Origin of the sequence: Aeromonas sp. 9A, assembly GCF_963900955.1 — a bacterium.
Classification (GTDB): domain Bacteria; phylum Pseudomonadota; class Gammaproteobacteria; order Enterobacterales; family Aeromonadaceae; genus Aeromonas; species Aeromonas salmonicida.
The window spans coordinates 1,580,977-1,598,019 of the sequence record NZ_CAWRFG010000001.1 but is presented as its reverse complement, the minus strand read 5'-3'; the positions used below and the strand labels follow the sequence as shown (position 1 = coordinate 1,598,019).

Genomic DNA, 17,043 nt, shown 5'->3' with positions numbered 1-17,043 from the left:
GTAGCTGCAACGAAAAACCGAAGCCATGTGCTTCGGTTTTTTTATGAAAAAATGGCAGTGAATACCGACTACTCCTTGCCAAACAATACCCGGTTTCGCCCCTGCGCCTTCGCCTGATACAGCGCCCTGTCCGCCACCAGCAACAGGTTGTCGAGGCTTTGTCCCGTCGTCAGCGTGGCGCAGCCAAAACTCATCGTCAGTGAGAAATGGTGATGGTGCCAATTTATCTGACTGGCAGACAACAGCTGTCGCAGTTGCTCGGCCAGGGAGACCGCCCGGGAGGCATCCGCTCCCGGCAGGATCAGCAGGAACTCCTCCCCTCCCCAGCGCGCCAGACACTCCTTTCCCTGCAACTGCTCCTCCATGATGCGGGCAACCCCACACAAGGCCGCGTCCCCGGCGGGATGACCATATCGATCGTTGACCTGCTTGAAGTGATCAACATCGCACAGAACCACTGACAAAGGTCGCCCCTGCAGCCAGTGCGCCTGCAGCTGCTGCTCGGCTCCGCGCCGGTTGCTGAGTTCTGTCAGTGGATCGGTACAGGAGAGGCGACTGACCTCCTCTATCATGCAGTGCAGATCGTGAATGTCACGAAACGTCACTATGTGCCAGCCGGGCATGGCATCGGCCGTCAATTGGGCTGTGATGGTAAACCAGCGGCGCTGGCCATTCTTGCAGTAGATCCGGGTAGACATCTCCGCCACGGCAGAGCCGTTGGCCAGACTGGTCATGACAACCTGATTCCAGTCCTGGATGGCTTGAGTTCTGGTCTGCTCATCGTGATAGACAGTCGCAAACCAGGCTGTCATATCCGGCAGCTCGGCCAGGGTGTAACCCAGCTGCGCAGAGAATGCCTGATTCACGAACCTGTGATGCCGGATGGGAATGTTCGACAGGGTTGTTGGTATTGTGCCAAGAGTGTCACCACAGACCGCCTCTGAAATGAGGATCGGTATCGGGATCACATCAAAGGATCGAAACAGGATCTGCTGCAGTTCGCTCAATATCGCTGACTCGGATATGTTCAAGGTATTTCCCTTACCAATATTTCGCTCAACAGTAAGTGAGTCCGCAGGCTGGGTAAATCCGCTTATTGAGCCTCTCGGACCACCTTGGTCGCAGTGTTCTCTCCCGGTTGCCACTCCTGATAGGGGCCGTGGATGGCAGAGTAGATCTTGTCCAGCTGACCGGAGGTCTTGAGCTTGCCGATGGACTGTGTCAGGAAGCGGTCCACCGCATCCCCCTTCTCTCCTTTCGGGATAATAAACACATCGTCGAACTCGCCGAAATAGACACGGTGGATATTGGTCAGCCCCATCTTCCTCAATGCAAAATCGGCCTCCTCCTGCGCCCAGAGAAAGGCGTCGATACGGCCCCTGCTCAGTTTGCCAAGGGACTGCTCGATTGAGAGGGAACGTTTGACCGAGAAGGGCCAGAAGTCGCTCACCCCCTCGATGAGCAGATCGCGCTTGGTGTACTCATAACCGAGTACCATGGCAGGCGTAATTGGAGCTGTGCTGTTGCTGTAAAGCACATGGGTCACCTTGCCAAAGGTCACAGAACTGAAACGATAAGGGAGCATGGATTCATCGATATAGGGATTGCGCAACGCGGGCAGATTGAAGTCCGCTTCCCCCACCACAACGCTGCGGGTTGCCCGCGACATGGGATAGACCATCACGCTCACCTCGACCCCATCGTCCAGATCAGCGATAGCTTTGACCAGATTGACGAAGGGGCCGCTACCATCGGAATCGATGAGCCCCGGCAACAGGCCCAGATAGGCAGAAAAGCGCGTTGGATGTTCAGACTCAGCCGCAGAGAGGTGGCCATTGCTGCTCCCCATCCCCCCGGCCACAAGGGCGCACAACATGAACAGGAGACCCTTACCCAAGCCGACATGTTTCATGGATCAAACCCTCGTCATCACTGCCATAGCGGGCAGGGTTATCAGAAGCATAGCTCCGTGATGAAAGGTGCAACCACAGCCAGCGGGATGAGCATTCAGTGTTAAAAGGTTATCTGGATCAATGTTTGCCCGGACAAGCCTCGTAACATGGAAAGGGATGCACCAGGGTCCGGCCACCCCAAGCCCGCCCAACGAGATAAAAAGTGATGCAATGAGCGCCCCGAGAAGGACACGAGCATGTTGAAAAATACCGAACAGCGTTATGGCAGCCTGAGTATCGGGCTGCACTGGTTGACCCTGCTATTGATGATGGCCGTCTACGCATTGATGGAGTTCAGGGATATTTTCCCCAAGGGCTCGGCCGGTCGTGACCTGATGAAGGAGTGGCACTTCATGGTGGGCTTGTTGATCCTGGCTCTGGTTGTCGTACGGCTGCTGGTGCGCTTTAGCAGCCCGTCACCCCGCATAGTGCCCACCCTGTCACCCCTGATGCGAACACTCGGTCACCTCGCCCACCTGGCACTGTATGGCTTTCTCATCCTTGCTCCGCTGCTGGGTTGGTTGCTCCTCAGCGCAGGTGGCAAGCCCATCCCCTTCTTCGGATGTGAGCTGCCCGCCCTGCTCGCGCCGGATGATGCTCTGAAGGGGACGATAAAGGATCTGCACGAAACGCTGGCCAACATAGGCTATGCCCTGATCGCCCTGCATGCGGCGGCAGCCATCTATCACCATCATGTGCTCAAGGACAACACCTTGACCAATATGTTGCCCGAGCGGAAATAAGCACCCGCCTTGAACACGCCAACAAAAAGGCCCCTTTGACAGGGGCCTTTTGCCATAGCTGAAGCGCCACCATCAGGGCAACACCACCCGACTTTCACCACCGCCAAGGGCCTCGACCCGAATTTGCACACCGATCCGCTCCACCAGGGTCTGCACATGGGAGATGACGCCTATCTGGCGACCGGCAGCCTGCAGGGAGTCGAGGCTGGAGAGCGCCAGATCCAGGCTGTCGGGATCCAGAGTGCCGAAGCCCTCGTCGATAAACAGCGATTCAACCTGGGTCTGGCGCGACGAGAGGCTGGAGAGCGCCAGCGCCAGCGCCAGCGATACCAGGAAGCTCTCGCCGCCGGAGAGGGAGTCCACAGAGCGCACCTCGTCCCCCATGTCGAGATCCACCACCTGCAGCGCCAGATCCGTGCCGGGTACCCGCTCCAACCGGTAGCGTGGCGACAACTCGCCGAGCTGGGCATTGGCCTCCAGCAGCAGACGCTCCAGGGTGAGGCTCTGGGCGAAGGTGCGCAGCTTGGCGCCGCTGGCAGAGCCGATAAGCTCGGACAGCTGCTGCCAGTGATCCGTCACTGCCTGCTGGCGACTCAGCGCCTCTTGCAAGGAGCCTGCCTTGAGGGCAGCCGCCTCGGCCTGGGCCAGCGTACTCTTGCACTGGAACAGCTGCTCCTCCAGTTCGCGGCAATGGGCCTCGCAAGCGCCAAGGCGCTCGGCAAGGGCCTCGGTGGAGAGTGCCGTCAGTTCGCCGTGATGCTCGCGATAACGCTCCCGTTTCACCTCCTCCAGTGCCAGCGCCCGTTGACGTTCGGCCAGCCGGGTGCGCGCCTCGGCCAGGGCATCATCCAGCCCCTGCAGGGCTGTTCGGCGGGCCTTGAGCTCCTCCGGATGGATGGCCAGCAATCGGCGCAGATCATATTCGGCAATCCCGAGCCTGGTGGCATGGGCAGCCCAGCGCCCCAGTACCTCACGGCGGCGGCGACTACTCACCTGTTTGTCCTGCTCAAGATGGGTCAACCGTGTCTTGAGCTCTGTCTGTCGCTCCCTTGCGGCCCGCAGTGCGCCCACCGCCTCTTCGAGTTGATTGGCTCCCCGTGAAAGTCGCTGCTGCCACTCGCCCTCGACCTCGGCGATGGCACGCCCCCCAAGACACGCCTCGCGGCTGGCCAACAGTCCCTGGCGCTGTTGCTCGGCCTCCTTGTAGTCGCGCTCCAGCTTGTGCAGCTGTTCATTCTGGCTCTGAACCCTTGCCTCCTGCGCACTGAGCGCCGGGGTCAGGCTCGCAAGTTCGCTGCCCAGCTGCTCCCACTCGCGCTGTCCGTGCAGATAGGCCTCGCAGGTCTGCTGCCATTCGAGCCACTGCCGGCTGCCGAGCCATTGACGCCAGGGTTCGGCCCCCATCTGTTCATCGAGCCGGGTTTCACCCTGAACCAGGCGCTGGCGCAGTGTGACTTCCTGCTCGGCCAACGCTTTGAGCTCGGCCTCCCACTCTATCTTCTGCCGCTCGGCCTCCTGCCACTGCTGCTCAAACTGCTGATGACGGGTTGTGAGCTGAGTCAGCTGATTGCGCAGTCCCATCAGCATCTGCTGGCCTTGCTGGGCCTGTTGCAGCTGTCGCTGTCCGGCCACCAGCCCCAGCTCCAGCGCCTCCCCCTGTGCCAAGAGATGCGCCAGCAGATCCGCCCACTCTGCGGGGCTTTGCCGCAAGGGCAGCCCGTGGCCCAACAAGGTCTCACCACCCCACTGCAACCAGCGCTGGGTCAGCTGTTCGGCTCTCGCCTCCAGCTCGGGTTGGTGTTGCTGGCGGGCAACCAGCTGACGAGTCAGCTCGACGCGCTCGCTCTCTCCCTGAATATGTTGATGATTGAGTCGCTCCCACTCCAGCTCCAGCTGGCGGGCACGCTCGGCCAGCTGGGCCAGGATTCCGGCCACCTGCGGCTGACTCTGGCGATAGGGATGCTCCTCTGCGCCACACAGCGGGCAAGGCGTACCGTCGCTGAGCACGTGGCGATACTGCTCGAAGCTGGCGACGGCACGGGCCTGATCCAGCGCATGACGCGCCTCGTCACGCTGAAGCCCGAGTCGCTCCAGCGCAGGTACCAGCTCCTCGTGCTGGGTAGCCAGTCGGTGCAAATGTTGCTCGAGCAGCGCCATCTCTTGCAACAAGCGTTCCTGTTGCTCGCTGTGATTACGGCCTGCCTCCGCCAGCTCCAGCAATTGGCGCACCCGTGCCAGCTGCTCGGTCTGGGTCTGACGCTGCTCCTGCGCCTTGGCGACCTGACCGTCCCACTCCTGCGCCTGCAACTGGTCGTGCTGCTGTTGCAGCCGGGCGCGCTCCTGCTGCCAGTAGTCCCGCTCCTGCTGTCCCTGCTCCAGCCGGCTGTTGAGATCCCGCAGGACATGGCTCTTGTGCTCACGGCTTTGCAGCAGATGTTGCAGCTGATCCCGACCCTCGGCCCAATCCTGCATGGCCGCCAGCAGGGGTTGCCACTGGCGTGCCAGGGGTGCCAGCGCCTTGCGCTCCTCGAGCCAGAGCGCCCATTGCTGACGCCGCACCTCGAGCGCCTGCACCCGGCTCGCCTGCTGTTGCCACTCCTGTTGCAGGGCGACTTGCAGCGCGCGGGCCTGCGCCCCCTGCTGCTGAACTTCCTGCAACTGGTTGCTCTTCTCCCTGATCCGGGTATCGAGCTCCTGCGCCCGCTTGAGTTCGGGTTGCAGCGCCCCCCATTCGCGCTCGGCGGCTATCTTGTCGGCCAGCAGTTGCTGCTCGCGCAGCGCGGCCTGCTGCTGGGTCTGCTCGACCTGTTCGAGCTCGGGACCCAGCTGGCCAATGAGCTGCTCCTGCTGCTGCACTTCCAGGGTGAGGCGAGCAAGTTCATCGTGATCGGCGCGGGCCACCTGGGCCTGCTCGGCGCGGCCAAACTCCTCCCGCTCGGGAGCCGCCTGGGCGTGAGCCGCTTCTGCGGCGGCCAGTGCCGTCTGTCCTTCCTCGCAGGCCAGCAACTGGGCGGCGATGCGATCGTTGAGGTCCCGCAAGTCCTGCAACAGCTGGCGCTGCTGCTGCTCGTGCTTGAGGCTGGTGGAGAGCGCCAACTGCTGGGCGACCCACTGCTCGCGGGTCGCCTCGTCCATCAGCGCCACGTCGCCGAGCCGTTGCCCGATGGTGGCCAATTTTTGCTGCTCCTCCCGCGCCCGTTCATGGGTCTGGATGGAGATGGCGGAATAGATCTCGGTGCCCGTCATCCGTTCGAGCAGGGCGGAGCGCTCGTCGGCACTCGATTTGAGAAACGCGGCAAACTCCCCCTGGGGCAGGATAACGGCGCGGCGAAACTGCTCCCAGGAGAGCCCCACCAGTTCATCGATGCGATCCTGCAGCTCCCGCTTGCTGCCGGAGAAGACCTGACCCGACGCCACGTCGGTCAGGCTGCGCTCCTGAGCCTGAAAACGCCCCTCGGAACGGTTGCGCGCCCGGCGCACCGCCCAACGGGCCAGCCAGATGCGGCCATCGCAGCCGCGAAACCGTACCTCGGCACAGCCGCTGGCGTGGCCGCGACTGAGGATGCCTCGTACGTCGTTGGCCTTGAGCTTCTCCTCGTCATCCGCTCGGCCCACCTCGGCCACGTGCTTGCGATTGGCGATAAAGCGCGGCATCTCGTCGTACAGCGCCAGACAGATGGCATCGAGCAAGGTGCTCTTGCCGGCGCCCGTGTTGCCCGTGATGGCAAACAACCCTGCGGCGCCGAGCGCCCCCTTGGTAAAGTCGATGGTGAAGGCCCCGGTCAGGCTGGCCAGGTTCTCACCGCTGAGGGACAGGATCTTCATGCGCCGGACTCCTTCACCTGTTGCAATATCTCTTCAAACGAGGCGACCAGTTCGGCCTCGGGTTCACCGTCAAACTGGCGCTGATAGCAGAGCCTGAACACCTCAGTGGGGGAGAGCTCATCCAGCCTGCGCTGGTTCTGGCCATCGGCCAGCCCCTGGCCAGAGCCCAGATAGCGGGTACTGATACGGGCCAGGCGTACCGGCTTGCCCGCCAGCGCCGCCAAAATGCGTTCGCGGATGCGGGCCTCGGGTCTGGGCAACAGCAGTCGTACTTCGAGGAAGGGTTGTGCCTCGCTGGGCAGCGCCGGCAGGGACAAGGCCTCTATGGCCTTGATCGCCCCTTCCAGTTCGCTCTCGGGCAGGCGGATCATCTCCACCGCGCGGGGCACAGGGATCCGCTCCATGCCCACCAATTTGCCCCCCTCAAACGTCACTTCCAGCACCTGATGGTTGTAGTTGGCCTCGGCCAGCGAGAGCGGCAGTGGCGAGCCGCTGTAGTGAACACCCTCGGCCGGGCTCTGGGCCAGATGGAGGTGACCGAGCGCCGTGTAGTCGGCGCTGGCAAAAATATCGGCAGGCAGGGCATGCTGGTTGCCGCCGAGTACCCGCCGCTCTGAGAGCTCGGAGAGCTGACCTGCCGCCAGATAGGCGTGGCCCATAGCGATCAGTGCCTGCTCGGGTTCGCAGCGCGCGCGACCTTGCGTCAATACCTCTTCATAGACCCGCCGTACCCCTTCAATCAGCCGATCCTGACCCTCTTCAAGCTGTTCAACCCTCAGGTCGCTGCTGCGCAGGAAGGGAACGGCGGCGCACCAGGCGGCTATCTTTCCCTCCCTGTCTTGCAGCGGCACCAGCAGGCGGTCGGTTTCAAGCTTGCCCTCACTGTCACGGCTGATGCTGCCCACCAGATGCAGATCGAAGGCGCGCAGCAGTTCGTGAGGGGCATCCAGCTTGGAGGGGGAGTCGTGGTTGCCGCCGATCAGCACCATGTTGAGGTGGGGCATCTCGGCCCGCAGCCTGGCCAGAAAACGGTAGAGTTGCTGCCAGGCGCTGGCGGGGGGATTGGCGGTATCAAACAGATCGCCCGCCACCAGCAGAGCATCGATCTGCCGCTGCTTGATGGTATCGGTCAACCAGTCGAGGAAGCTGTCGTGTTCGAAGCGGCGTTCATGGCCATGGAGTTGATGACCAAGGTGCCAGTCGGCGGTATGCAGGATTTTCATGAGAAATCGACTCGGATCCAGGAGAGGTGCCAGCGGCACCCGATGGAGACAAGATGAGGATGCCAGCCTTTCTTTTCAAGCAAAACAGGCCGGTGGCGTCAGATTCAGGCGGGCTCGCAACACATTTTGTACTGGGGATGACCTGTGAGGGGATCCGACTCCTCACCCTGGATCACGAAACCGTGGCGGCGGTAGAAACGCACCGCCTGCGCATTTTCCACGAACACCCGCGCATGCAGTCTGGCCCCCTGCGCCTTGGCCTCCTGCAGCAGGGCATGGCCGACGCCGCGCCCCTGCCGGTCGGGGCGCACGAACAGGGCAGCCAGGTAATCCTCCACCAGCGCCATGAAGCCGAGCAGCTCGCCGCGCTCCTCGAACACCCAGATGCGGGCATGGTCGAGATAGCGGGTGCGCAGATCCTCCTGGGCCTGCCACCAGCAGGAGGCATCGACGAAATCGTGGGCCTGCAGGGAGGCCAGCAACCAGATTTCGACGATCTCTTCCATGTCCTCGGACCGACTCGGCCTCAACATATTTGCATCCTTGTTAACAATCTGAACACCCGCAGTCTAGGGGACTTTGATGACAGGGTTGGGGACGAACATGACTCCCTGTGAACTCGATCGCCCTTTTTTTACGAGAATGATTGGCTGATCACAAAGCGCCTCTCTAGTACAATGCCCGCCGGACAATCTATGAGACCGAGGACGCCATGTGGTTTAAAAACCTGCAGATTTATCGCTTTACCCGCCCCTTTGACCTGACAGTGGATCAGCTGGAAACCCAGCTCGAGGCCTGTGCCTTCACCCCTTGCGGCAGTCAGGACATGTCCCGGTTCGGTTGGGTCAAGCCCCTTGGCAAATTCGGTTCGACCCTGACCCACTCCGCCTCAGGCCACATCCTCATCTGTGCCCGCAAGGAAGAGAAGATGCTGCCGGGTACCGTCATCAAGGAGATGCTGGCGGAGAAGGTAGAAGCGATCGAATTCGAGCAGGGTCGTGCCCTCAAGAAGAAAGAGAAGGAAGCGCTGAAGGAGGAGATACTCCACACCCTGCTGCCCCGCGCCTTCAGCCGCACCAGCCAGACCTTCGCCTGGATCAACCCGGCCGACAATCTGATGGTGGTGGATGCAGGCTCCGCCAAGAAGGCGGACGATCTGCTGGCCCTGCTGCGCAAGAGCATCGGCACCCTGCCGGTGGTGCCGGTGGCGCTCAAGAATCCGCCCGAGATCACCATGACTGAGTGGCTGAGCGAGGGTAACCTGCCCGCTACCTTCGCACTGGAAGACGAAGCCGAGCTGCGCAGTGCCATGGAGCACGGCGGCATCATCCGCTGCAAGCAGCAGGATCTGATGACCGACGAGATAAAGAACCACCTGGCCAACGACAAGCTGGTGACCAAGCTGGCTCTGAACTGGGGCGAGACCCTGAGCTTCGTGCTGGGGGACGACCTCTCCATCAAGCGCCTGAAATTCAGCGAAGAGCTGCGCGAGCAGAACGACGACGTGACCAGCGAAGATCCCGCCGCACGTCTGGATGCGGACTTCGCCCTGGTGACCGCCGAGCTGGCCCAGTTCATCCCGGCACTGTTTGCCGCCCTGGGTGGCGAAGAGCAGTCCATCTGATCAACGCCTGCTTGCATTGCACAAACCGCCCGAGTGGCGGTTTTTTTGTGTCTGCGGTGCATGACCTTTATTGATAAATGAGTAAGGTATTGATCTGGTTCAACAACTTGAGCAACCAGTGCCAATCGTGACATAGTCATCCTTCGCGCTCATAAAACAGACAAGGAGAGTGTCATGTTGCTCAAACCCGCAGGGCTGGCCGTTGCCTTCGCCCTCCTGGCCGGTTGCGCCGGTGACAAGGGCTTTCAGTATGCCCCGCCCCCCCAGACCCTGATCGCCCCGGAAGCCGCCAGCGGCTGGACTGACAAACAGGGCTGGCAGGGCCATGACTTCATGGTGGCTGCGGCCAACCCGCTGGCGGTGGATGCGGGCTACCAGATCATCCGGGCGGGTGGCAGCGCCGTGGATGCCGCCATCGCCGTGCAACTGGTACTGACCCTGGTAGAGCCGCAATCCTCCGGTATCGGTGGCGGCTCCCTGCTGCTGGTATGGGATGGCAGCAAGGTTGCGGCTGTGGATGGTCGCGAGACGGCCCCTGCCGCCGCCACGGATCAGCTGTTCATGAAGGATGGCAAGCCCATGGCCTTCTATGACGGCGTGGTAGGCGGTCGCTCTGTGGGTGCGCCTGGCACGGTACGGGCGCTGGCGCTGGCCCATCAGCGCTACGGCAAGCTGCCCTGGGCTGCGCTGTTCGAGCCCGCCATCACCCTCGCGGAGCAGGGGTTTGTCATCAGCCCGCGCCTCGCCACCCTGCTGGCAAAAGACCCCTATCTCGCCAAAGATCCGGATGCCCGCGCCTACTTCTATCTGCCGGATGGCACACCAAGGCCCGCCGGCAGCACGCTCACCAACCCGGCACTGGCCCGGGTGCTGAAGACCCTGGCCACACAGGGGGCGGATGCCTTCTATCAGGGGCCGCTGGCAGATGCCATGGTGGCCAAGGTGCGCCAGCATCCCACCAATCCCGGTGTGCTGGCGGCGGTCGATCTGGCCAGCTATCGCGCCAAACTGCGGGACGGCCTCTGCTTTGACTACCGTCAGAGCCAGATCTGCGGCTTCCCGACCCCCTCCTCCGGCACCATAGCTCTGGGACAGATCTTCGGCATGCTGGAGAGCCGCGACATGGCGGCCCTCAAACCTGTGACGACGCCAGAAGGTCAGCTTGCCGCGTCAAGCGATGCCATCCACCTCTACAGCGAGGCGGCGCGGCTCGCCTTCGCCGATCGCAACCAGTATGTGGCAGACAGCGATTTTGTCAGCGTGCCGGTCAAGGGGCTGCTGGACAAGGGCTATCTGGCCGAGCGGAGCAAGCTTGTCGGCGAGCGCTCCATGGGGATCGCCCAGCCCGGTATGCCGCCGCTGGCACTGGCTCGCGGCAAGGATGCGACCCCCGAGCTCCCCTCCACCAGCCATGTCTCCATCGTCGACAAGGCGGGCATGGCGGTCTCCATGACCAGTTCCATCGAGGATGGTTTCGGTTCGCGGCTGATGGTCAACGGCTACCTGCTCAACAACCAGCTCACCGATTTTTCCTTCACCTCTGTGGATGCCGCCGGTCTGCCGGTGGCGAACCGGGTCGAGCCTGGCAAACGGCCACGCTCCTCCATGTCCCCCCTGCTGGTGTTTGACAAGCCAAGCGGCGAGCTGACCATGACGCTGGGCTCACCGGGGGGCTCCGCCATCATCAACTACGTGGGCAAGACGCTGCTCGGCACCCAGGATTGGGGGCTGAACCTGCAGCAGGCCATCAACCTGCCCAACTTCGGCAGCCGCAACGGTCCCACCGAGCTGGAGCTTGGGCGCACACCGGAGAGCGTGGTCGAGGGATTGAAAGCGAGAGGCCACGAAGTGGTACTGAGCGAGCAGACCTCGGGTCTGCAAGGGGTCGAGCGCAATGCCGGCGGCTGGTTCGGCGCCGCCGATCCGAGACGCGAGGGCATTGCCAAGGGCGAGTGAGTACCAGCGTATCTTCACCAAGGCGACCTCAGGGTCGCCTTGGTGCTTGTGACGTGCTGGCACCCACCTATACAGGGAAAATCATCAACGATGAATTATTCCTGCCAACGAAATGGATAAAGGCGCCCCTTTCCCCCTGCATTTCGACACTTATGCACTTTTAATCGCAAATAAGCGTCAAAATGTGGATAAATATTGCTTTTAAGCAAAATTTGTATTATTTTTCAACAGAAACGACAACTGTTGTCCCCAATATCCAGTGTTCGCTGCGGCCAACATCTGTCTCTTTCGCCCCCTGCTCATTGACAGCTGCCCTCTTCATCCCCTGCGGTGATCTGGTAGCCCCCTGACTGCCATTAGCGAGGTGACGACATGGACCACTCCCTTCCCCTTATCACGACTCTGGTGGGCGGCTTCGTGCTCGCCTACGTACTCGGCATGCTTGCCCATCGTCTCAAGATCTCCCCCATGGTGGGATATCTGGCGGCCGGGGTGATCTCGGGCCCCTTCACACCGGGCTATGTGGCCGACATGGCGCTGGTGCCCGAGCTGGCGGAGCTGGGGGTCATATTGTTGATGTTCGGGGTCGGCCTGCACTTCTCCTTCAGCGACCTGATGTCGGTGAAGAAGATCGCCATCCCGGGGGCCATAGTCCAGATAGCGGTCGCCACCTTGCTCGGCATGGGGCTCTCCTCCCTGCTGGGATGGGATCTCACCGCCGGCCTGATGTTCGGCCTCGCCCTCTCCACCGCTAGTACAGTGGTGCTGCTGCGGGCGCTGGAGAGCCGCCAGAACCTGGAGACCCTGCAGGGGCGCATCGCCATCGGCTGGCTCATCGTCGAGGATCTGGTGATGGTGCTGGCGCTGGTGATGCTGCCCATACTCGCCAATATCCAGCACGGCGATCAGAGCATGAGCTGGCAGAGCATAGCGCTGGATCTGGGCTGGACCCTCGGCAAGGTCGCCCTGTTCGTGGCGCTGATGATGGTGGTGGGTAGCCGCTTCATTCCCTGGTTGCTGGCTCACACCGCCAGCACTGGCTCCCGCGAGCTGTTCACGCTGGCGGTACTGACCGGCTCCCTTGGCATCGCCTTCGGGGCGGTCAAGCTGTTCGGCGTCTCCTTCGCCCTCGGCGCCTTCTTCGCAGGTATCGTCATGAACAGCTCCGAGCTGAGCCATCGCGCCGCCAACAACACGCTGCCGTTGCAGGATGCCTTTGCCGTGCTCTTCTTCGTCTCTGTGGGCATGCTGTTCAATCCTGCTGTGCTACTGACGGATCCGCTGGCGGTGCTGGCCACCCTGTTCATCATCATGTTCGGCAAGTCGGTGGCGGCCTACGCCATAGTGCGGCTGTTTCGCTACAGCCAGCGCACAGCGCTCACCATCTCCGCCAGCCTGGCCCAGATCGGCGAGTTCTCCTTCATCCTGATAGGGCTCGCCATCGTGCTCAAGCTGGTGCCGGAAGCGGCCCGGGATCTGATCCTGGTGGGTGCCAGCCTCTCCATCATGCTCAATCCGCTGGTGTTCAACGCCGTCGAGCGCTATCTGGAGAAACACCCGGATGCCGACAACACCCAGGCACTGGCCGAGTGCAAGTGTCCGGCCGTCGAGATGAAGGAGCATACTGTGCTGGTGGGCTTTGGCCGGGTCGGCCGCCTGCTGGTGGAAGGGCTGCACGCCGCCGAGCAACATCTGGTGGTGATAGAGCAGGATTTGCACCGGCTGGAGAGCCTGCGCCAGGCCGCTATTCCCTGTGTCAACGGCAACGTGGCCGATGACGAGGTGTTGTGTCGCGCCGCCATCGCCGACGCCCGTTGGCTGTTGCTGGCCATCCCCAACAGCTTCGAGGCTGGTGATGCCATCGCCAGGGCCAAACGGATCAACCCGGGCATATGGGTGATCGCCTGTGCCGACAGTGATGACGAAGTTCATTTTCTCACCCAGCAAGGAGCCGACAAGGTGATCACGGGGGAGCGGGAAATCGCCCTCGGCATGCTGGCCGAAATAACCAGCCAACCGACCTGATCCATCCCCATCCAACCAGAGAGGGGCAGCAAGCCCCTTTCATTTGCCCGTAGCTAACCTTGTGACCGGTTCATGCTGACGATGGCTGATGAGTCATATCGGCAATCCCGAACGCACCTCGGCGCCATGGCACAGTTTGGCTCCCTTCGTCTGCCCCCCAGCCGGGGCGCCTTGGCCAACACAGTACAACCACACTGCCACCCGTCGCCAGGTCAGCACAAAGCTCCGGCCAGTCCGGGACAAGCCCGGTGGTAAACAGCAGATTGTGCAGCGGCCCCCACCGGACGGGGGAGTCCGCATACCAGATGGGCAGATCCGGTGAACGCCCCCTTGGCTAGACTGGGGTGGTCGTCTTATGACACCCACCAATGCTAGTCACCTGTGACAATACCCGGAAGGATCCGACATGAAACTCTTTATGACCGCCCTCTTGCTTCCCCTGCTGCCCCTCGCCGTGCAGGCCGCTGAACCCGTCTGGATCACGGTCGGTGCCGACAGCGGCGTCGAACTCAGGCAGGTCAAGGCCAAGCTGGCCCCCCTGTTCAGCGCCAGCGGCGCCCCCATACAGCTGGCCCAGATAGAGGCGAGCGAGCTGGGTACCCTCTCCCACCTGATGCATGAAGGCCACCAACGCTGTGGCGGCTATGTGGTTCACAGCACGCTGGCAGATGCGCTGCAGAGCATGGCCCAACCCCTCAGCCAGAACCTGTTCAGCCCGCCGCCGCTGACTCAGGGTGCCAGTGTCAACCGGCTGCTGCCCTATCTGGATCAGGGCAACATAGTGGGCACCATCAGCAAGCTCTCCAGCTGGCGCAACCGCTACTACACCACCACAACCGGGGTGCAATCCGCCGACTGGGTCGCCAGCCAGTGGCAGAGCCTCGGCAGTGCCCTGCCCTGGGCCAGCGTCAGCCGGGTAAAACACAGCGGCTACCCGCAGCAATCCGTGGTGCTGACCCTCAAGGGCAGCCGCTATCCTGACGAAGTCGTGGTGCTCGGCGGCCACCTCGACTCCACCGCAGGCTCGGCTCCCAACAGCCGCACCCTGGCCCCGGGCGCCGACGATGATGCCTCCGGCATCGCCACCCTGACCGAGGTACTGAGGGTCATCGCCGAGCAGGGCCGCCAGCCGGAGCGCACCTTGCAATTTATCGGTTATGCGGCAGAAGAAGTGGGCTTGCGCGGCTCCAAGGACATAGCGACCCGCTACAAGGCGGCCAATACCAGGGTACTGGCCGCGCTCCAGCTGGACATGACCAACCATCAGGGCTCGATTGAGGATATCGTCTTCATGACCGACTACACGGACCAGGGACTGACCGGCTATCTCACCCAGTTGCTTGACGCCTACCTGCCGCAAATAAGCTATGGCTATGACAGCTGCGGCTACGGTTGCTCGGATCACGCCTCCTGGCACAATCAGGGTTATCCCGCCGCCATGCCGTTCGAGTCACGCTTCAACGACTACAACCCCAAGATCCACACGGCGCAGGATACCCTGCAAAACTCCGATGCCTCGGCTGGCCATGCCCTCAAGTTTGCCCAGCTGGCCACCAGCTTCGCCATCGAGATGGGCAAGATCAACTGAGTGACACCCGGTTGAACAAGCAGCAATAAGACAAGAAAGGGAGGCTCGGCCTCCCTTTCTTGCTCATCACACGGTTTTCAGCGGGATTGTGGATGCCAGCCAAGCAGAGTGGCCTGACGCAGCGCTTGCCAGGCTGGGCGGGAGAGAAGGGGTTCACTGGCCGCCAGCATCTGGTGCAATTCGGCGAGCTCAAGGGCGCTGACGTCCCCATCCAGAGGCGCTGGATCATCCGGCCAGCAGCTGGCGGGCAGTGCCTGCATCCCGAGCAGGGCGAGAGAGAGTATCAGCAGATAGGGCGCCATATTGCAGCTCTCATGTTCAGTCACAGTGTCTATTCTTGTCGAGACTGATGACGGCTTGATGACAGGGAAGGATCGTCATTTTACAACATCTGACGAGGCTGACTGGCGCCGAGACACATATGGCAACATTTATGCCAGATCTGCGAAAACCAGTTAATTTATGCCCTAAAAAGTAACCGGGAGGAAAACGTTATCCCTGAAAAGAAAACGTTATCTGGTCAAAACGTTGTTTCTGGATCATAAAAAGTATCCAAAAACTGGTGTATATTGCACGGCGGAAACTCCTTAACCATGAAGACTGACATGAAAAAGACCAAAATCGTCTGCACCATAGGTCCCAAGACCGAATCCAAAGAAATGCTGGCTAAAATGCTGGATGCCGGCATGAACGTCATGCGCCTGAACTTCTCCCACGGCGATTACGCCGAGCACGGTGGTCGTATCAACAACCTGCGCGCTGTCATGGCCGAAACCGGCAAGCACGCGGCCATACTGCTCGACACCAAGGGTCCGGAAATCCGTACCATCAAGCTGGAAGGCGGCAACGACGTTGCCCTGGTCGCTGGCCAGACCTTCACTTTCACCACCGACCAGACCGTCATTGGCAACAAAGACAAAGTGGCCGTGACCTATGCCGGTTTCGCCAACGACCTGCGCGTCGGCAACCGCATCCTGGTGGATGACGGCCTGATCGGCATGGACGTGATCGAAATCACCGAGCGTGAAGTCATCTGTAAAGTGCTGAACAGCGGTGATCTGGGCGAGAACAAGGGCATCAACCTGCCGGGCGTCTCTATCAAGCTGCCGGCCCTGGCCGAGAAAGACAAGCGCGACCTCATTTTCGGTTGCGAGCAAGGCGTTGATTTCGTTGCTGCTTCCTTCATTCGCAAGAAAGAAGACGTGCTGGAAATCCGTGAGCACCTGAGAGCCCACGGTGGCGAGAACATCCAGATCATCTCCAAGATCGAAAACCAGGAAGGCCTGGACAACTTCGACGAGATCCTGGCTGTCTCCGACGGCATCATGGTGGCACGTGGCGACATGGGCGTGGAAATTCCGGTTGAAGAAGTGATCTTCGCCCAGAAGATGATCATCACCAAGTGCAACAAGGCACGCAAAGTGGTTATCACCGCCACCCAGATGCTGGATTCCATGATCAAGAACCCGCGTCCGACCCGCGCCGAAGCTGGCGACGTGGCCAACGCCATCCTGGACGGTACCGATGCAGTCATGCTGTCCGGTGAGTCCGCCAAGGGCAAGTACCCGCTGGAAGCCGTGACCATCATGGCCACCATCTGCGAGCGTACCGATGCCGTTATGCCGTCCAACCTGTCTGCTGCCAATGACAGCAACAAGCTGCGCATCACCGAAGCGGTCTGTAAAGGCGCGGTCGAGACCTCCGAGAAGCTGGACGCCCCGCTGATCGTGGTCGCCACCGAAGGCGGCAAATCTGCCAAGGCCATTCGCAAGTACTTCCCGCAAGCCTGGATCCTGGCCATCACCACCAACAAGAAAACTGCAGCCCAACTGGTTCTGACCAAGGGTGTGGTGACTCACGTGGTTGACAGCATTGCCTCTACCGACGATTTCTATCGCATCGGCAAAGAAGCGGCGCTGGAAAGCGGCATGGGTCTGAAGGGGGACGTGGTCGTCATGGTCTCCGGTGCCCTGGTACCGAGCGGTACCACCAACACCGCCTCCGTTCACGTACTCTAATCAGTCCTGAACCGATAAAACGGCGCCTGCGGGCGCCGTTTTTTTTATCTGCCCCCCTGCTTCCCGTTCAAGCCCGGTGTTAGAATCCA

Annotated in this window: 12 protein-coding genes; 6 read left to right on the top strand and 6 right to left on the bottom strand. The window is 61.5% G+C overall.

Features of this window, described 5'->3' with window-relative positions; genetic code table 11:
* Positions 1-68 precede the first annotated feature (68 nt).
* Both AACX78_RS07685 and AACX78_RS07680 read right to left on the bottom strand, forming a co-directional pair.
* Positions 69-1,031 (bottom strand): sensor domain-containing diguanylate cyclase, encoded by a 963-nt coding sequence (locus tag AACX78_RS07685; RefSeq protein WP_096118820.1) that lies wholly within the window; start codon positions 1,029-1,031, stop codon positions 69-71.
* 62 nt (positions 1,032-1,093) lie between these two features.
* Positions 1,094-1,912 carry an ABC transporter substrate-binding protein gene (locus AACX78_RS07680; RefSeq protein ID WP_159165834.1) on the bottom strand — a complete coding sequence of 273 codons (819 nt, stop codon included), beginning with the start codon at positions 1,910-1,912 and terminating at the stop codon, positions 1,094-1,096.
* Positions 1,913-2,149: 237 nt separating this feature from the next.
* On the opposite strand from AACX78_RS07680, the gene AACX78_RS07675 reads away from it, so the two are divergent.
* The gene (locus tag AACX78_RS07675; protein WP_125606427.1) at positions 2,150-2,695 is read left to right on the top strand and encodes a cytochrome b; all 546 of its coding nucleotides are present in this window, start codon (positions 2,150-2,152) and stop codon (positions 2,693-2,695) included.
* A 72-nt stretch (positions 2,696-2,767) separates the two neighbouring features.
* Here the strand turns inward: AACX78_RS07675 and AACX78_RS07670 are convergent, their stop codons facing one another.
* The 3 genes from AACX78_RS07670 to AACX78_RS07660 form a co-directional block, all read right to left on the bottom strand.
* Positions 2,768-6,520, bottom strand: a complete 3,753-nt coding sequence (locus AACX78_RS07670) for an AAA family ATPase (protein ID WP_159165833.1) — start codon at positions 6,518-6,520, stop codon at positions 2,768-2,770.
* Positions 6,517-7,743: an exonuclease SbcCD subunit D C-terminal domain-containing protein gene (locus tag AACX78_RS07665; RefSeq protein WP_159165832.1), complete on the bottom strand. Its 1,227-nt coding sequence runs from the start codon at positions 7,741-7,743 to the stop codon at positions 6,517-6,519. Before AACX78_RS07665 ends, AACX78_RS07670 begins: the two co-directional genes overlap by 4 nt.
* A gap of 104 nt (positions 7,744-7,847) precedes the next feature.
* A complete protein-coding gene (locus tag AACX78_RS07660) occupies positions 7,848-8,276 on the bottom strand; it encodes a GNAT family N-acetyltransferase (protein ID WP_005312341.1) in 429 nt (142 codons plus the stop codon).
* A 179-nt stretch (positions 8,277-8,455) separates the two neighbouring features.
* Here AACX78_RS07660 and rdgC point away from each other — a divergent pair, with 179 nt between their 5' ends.
* The 4 genes from rdgC (at position 8,456) to AACX78_RS07640 (ending at position 14,936) form a co-directional block, all read left to right on the top strand.
* Entirely contained in the window at positions 8,456-9,367 is a 912-nt protein-coding gene (gene rdgC / locus AACX78_RS07655; RefSeq protein ID WP_005312334.1) for a recombination-associated protein RdgC, read from the top strand.
* A 174-nt stretch (positions 9,368-9,541) separates the two neighbouring features.
* Positions 9,542-11,323 (top strand): gamma-glutamyltransferase, encoded by a 1,782-nt coding sequence (gene ggt / locus AACX78_RS07650; RefSeq protein ID WP_159165831.1) that lies wholly within the window; start codon positions 9,542-9,544, stop codon positions 11,321-11,323.
* A 372-nt stretch (positions 11,324-11,695) separates the two neighbouring features.
* Positions 11,696-13,348, top strand: a complete 1,653-nt coding sequence (ybaL, locus tag AACX78_RS07645) for a YbaL family putative K(+) efflux transporter (RefSeq protein ID WP_159165830.1) — start codon at positions 11,696-11,698, stop codon at positions 13,346-13,348.
* A gap of 406 nt (positions 13,349-13,754) precedes the next feature.
* Positions 13,755-14,936, top strand: coding sequence for a M28 family metallopeptidase (locus AACX78_RS07640; RefSeq protein WP_159165829.1), 1,182 nt, complete (start codon positions 13,755-13,757; stop codon positions 14,934-14,936).
* Between the two features lie 77 nt (positions 14,937-15,013).
* On the opposite strand, the gene AACX78_RS07635 is transcribed toward AACX78_RS07640, so the two are convergent.
* Complete coding sequence (locus AACX78_RS07635; RefSeq protein WP_159167479.1) at positions 15,014-15,238, bottom strand: hypothetical protein; 225 nt, start codon at positions 15,236-15,238, stop codon at positions 15,014-15,016.
* A 303-nt stretch (positions 15,239-15,541) separates the two neighbouring features.
* On the opposite strand from AACX78_RS07635, the gene pykF reads away from it, so the two are divergent.
* Complete coding sequence (gene pykF, locus AACX78_RS07630; RefSeq protein ID WP_099992100.1) at positions 15,542-16,954, top strand: pyruvate kinase PykF; 1,413 nt, start codon at positions 15,542-15,544, stop codon at positions 16,952-16,954.
* Positions 16,955-17,043 lie beyond the last annotated feature (89 nt).

Bases quoted from the DNA above. Each gene is read 5' to 3' on its own strand.
- AACX78_RS07680 (WP_159165834.1), bottom strand. From the start codon at position 1,912: ATGAAACATGTCGGCTTGGGTAAGGGTCTCCTGTTCATGTTGTGCGCC.
- AACX78_RS07675 (WP_125606427.1), top strand. From the start codon at position 2,150: ATGTTGAAAAATACCGAACAGCGTTATGGCAGCCTGAGTATCGGGCTG.
- AACX78_RS07670 (WP_159165833.1), bottom strand. From the start codon at position 6,520: ATGAAGATCCTGTCCCTCAGCGGTGAGAACCTGGCCAGCCTGACCGGG.
- AACX78_RS07665 (WP_159165832.1), bottom strand. From the start codon at position 7,743: ATGAAAATCCTGCATACCGCCGACTGGCACCTTGGTCATCAACTCCAT.
- AACX78_RS07660 (WP_005312341.1), bottom strand. From the start codon at position 8,276: ATGTTGAGGCCGAGTCGGTCCGAGGACATGGAAGAGATCGTCGAAATC.
- rdgC (WP_005312334.1), top strand. From the start codon at position 8,456: ATGTGGTTTAAAAACCTGCAGATTTATCGCTTTACCCGCCCCTTTGAC.
- ggt (WP_159165831.1), top strand. From the start codon at position 9,542: ATGTTGCTCAAACCCGCAGGGCTGGCCGTTGCCTTCGCCCTCCTGGCC.
- ybaL (WP_159165830.1), top strand. From the start codon at position 11,696: ATGGACCACTCCCTTCCCCTTATCACGACTCTGGTGGGCGGCTTCGTG.
- AACX78_RS07640 (WP_159165829.1), top strand. From the start codon at position 13,755: ATGAAACTCTTTATGACCGCCCTCTTGCTTCCCCTGCTGCCCCTCGCC.
- AACX78_RS07635 (WP_159167479.1), bottom strand. From the start codon at position 15,238: ATGGCGCCCTATCTGCTGATACTCTCTCTCGCCCTGCTCGGGATGCAG.
- pykF (WP_099992100.1), top strand. From the start codon at position 15,542: ATGAAAAAGACCAAAATCGTCTGCACCATAGGTCCCAAGACCGAATCC.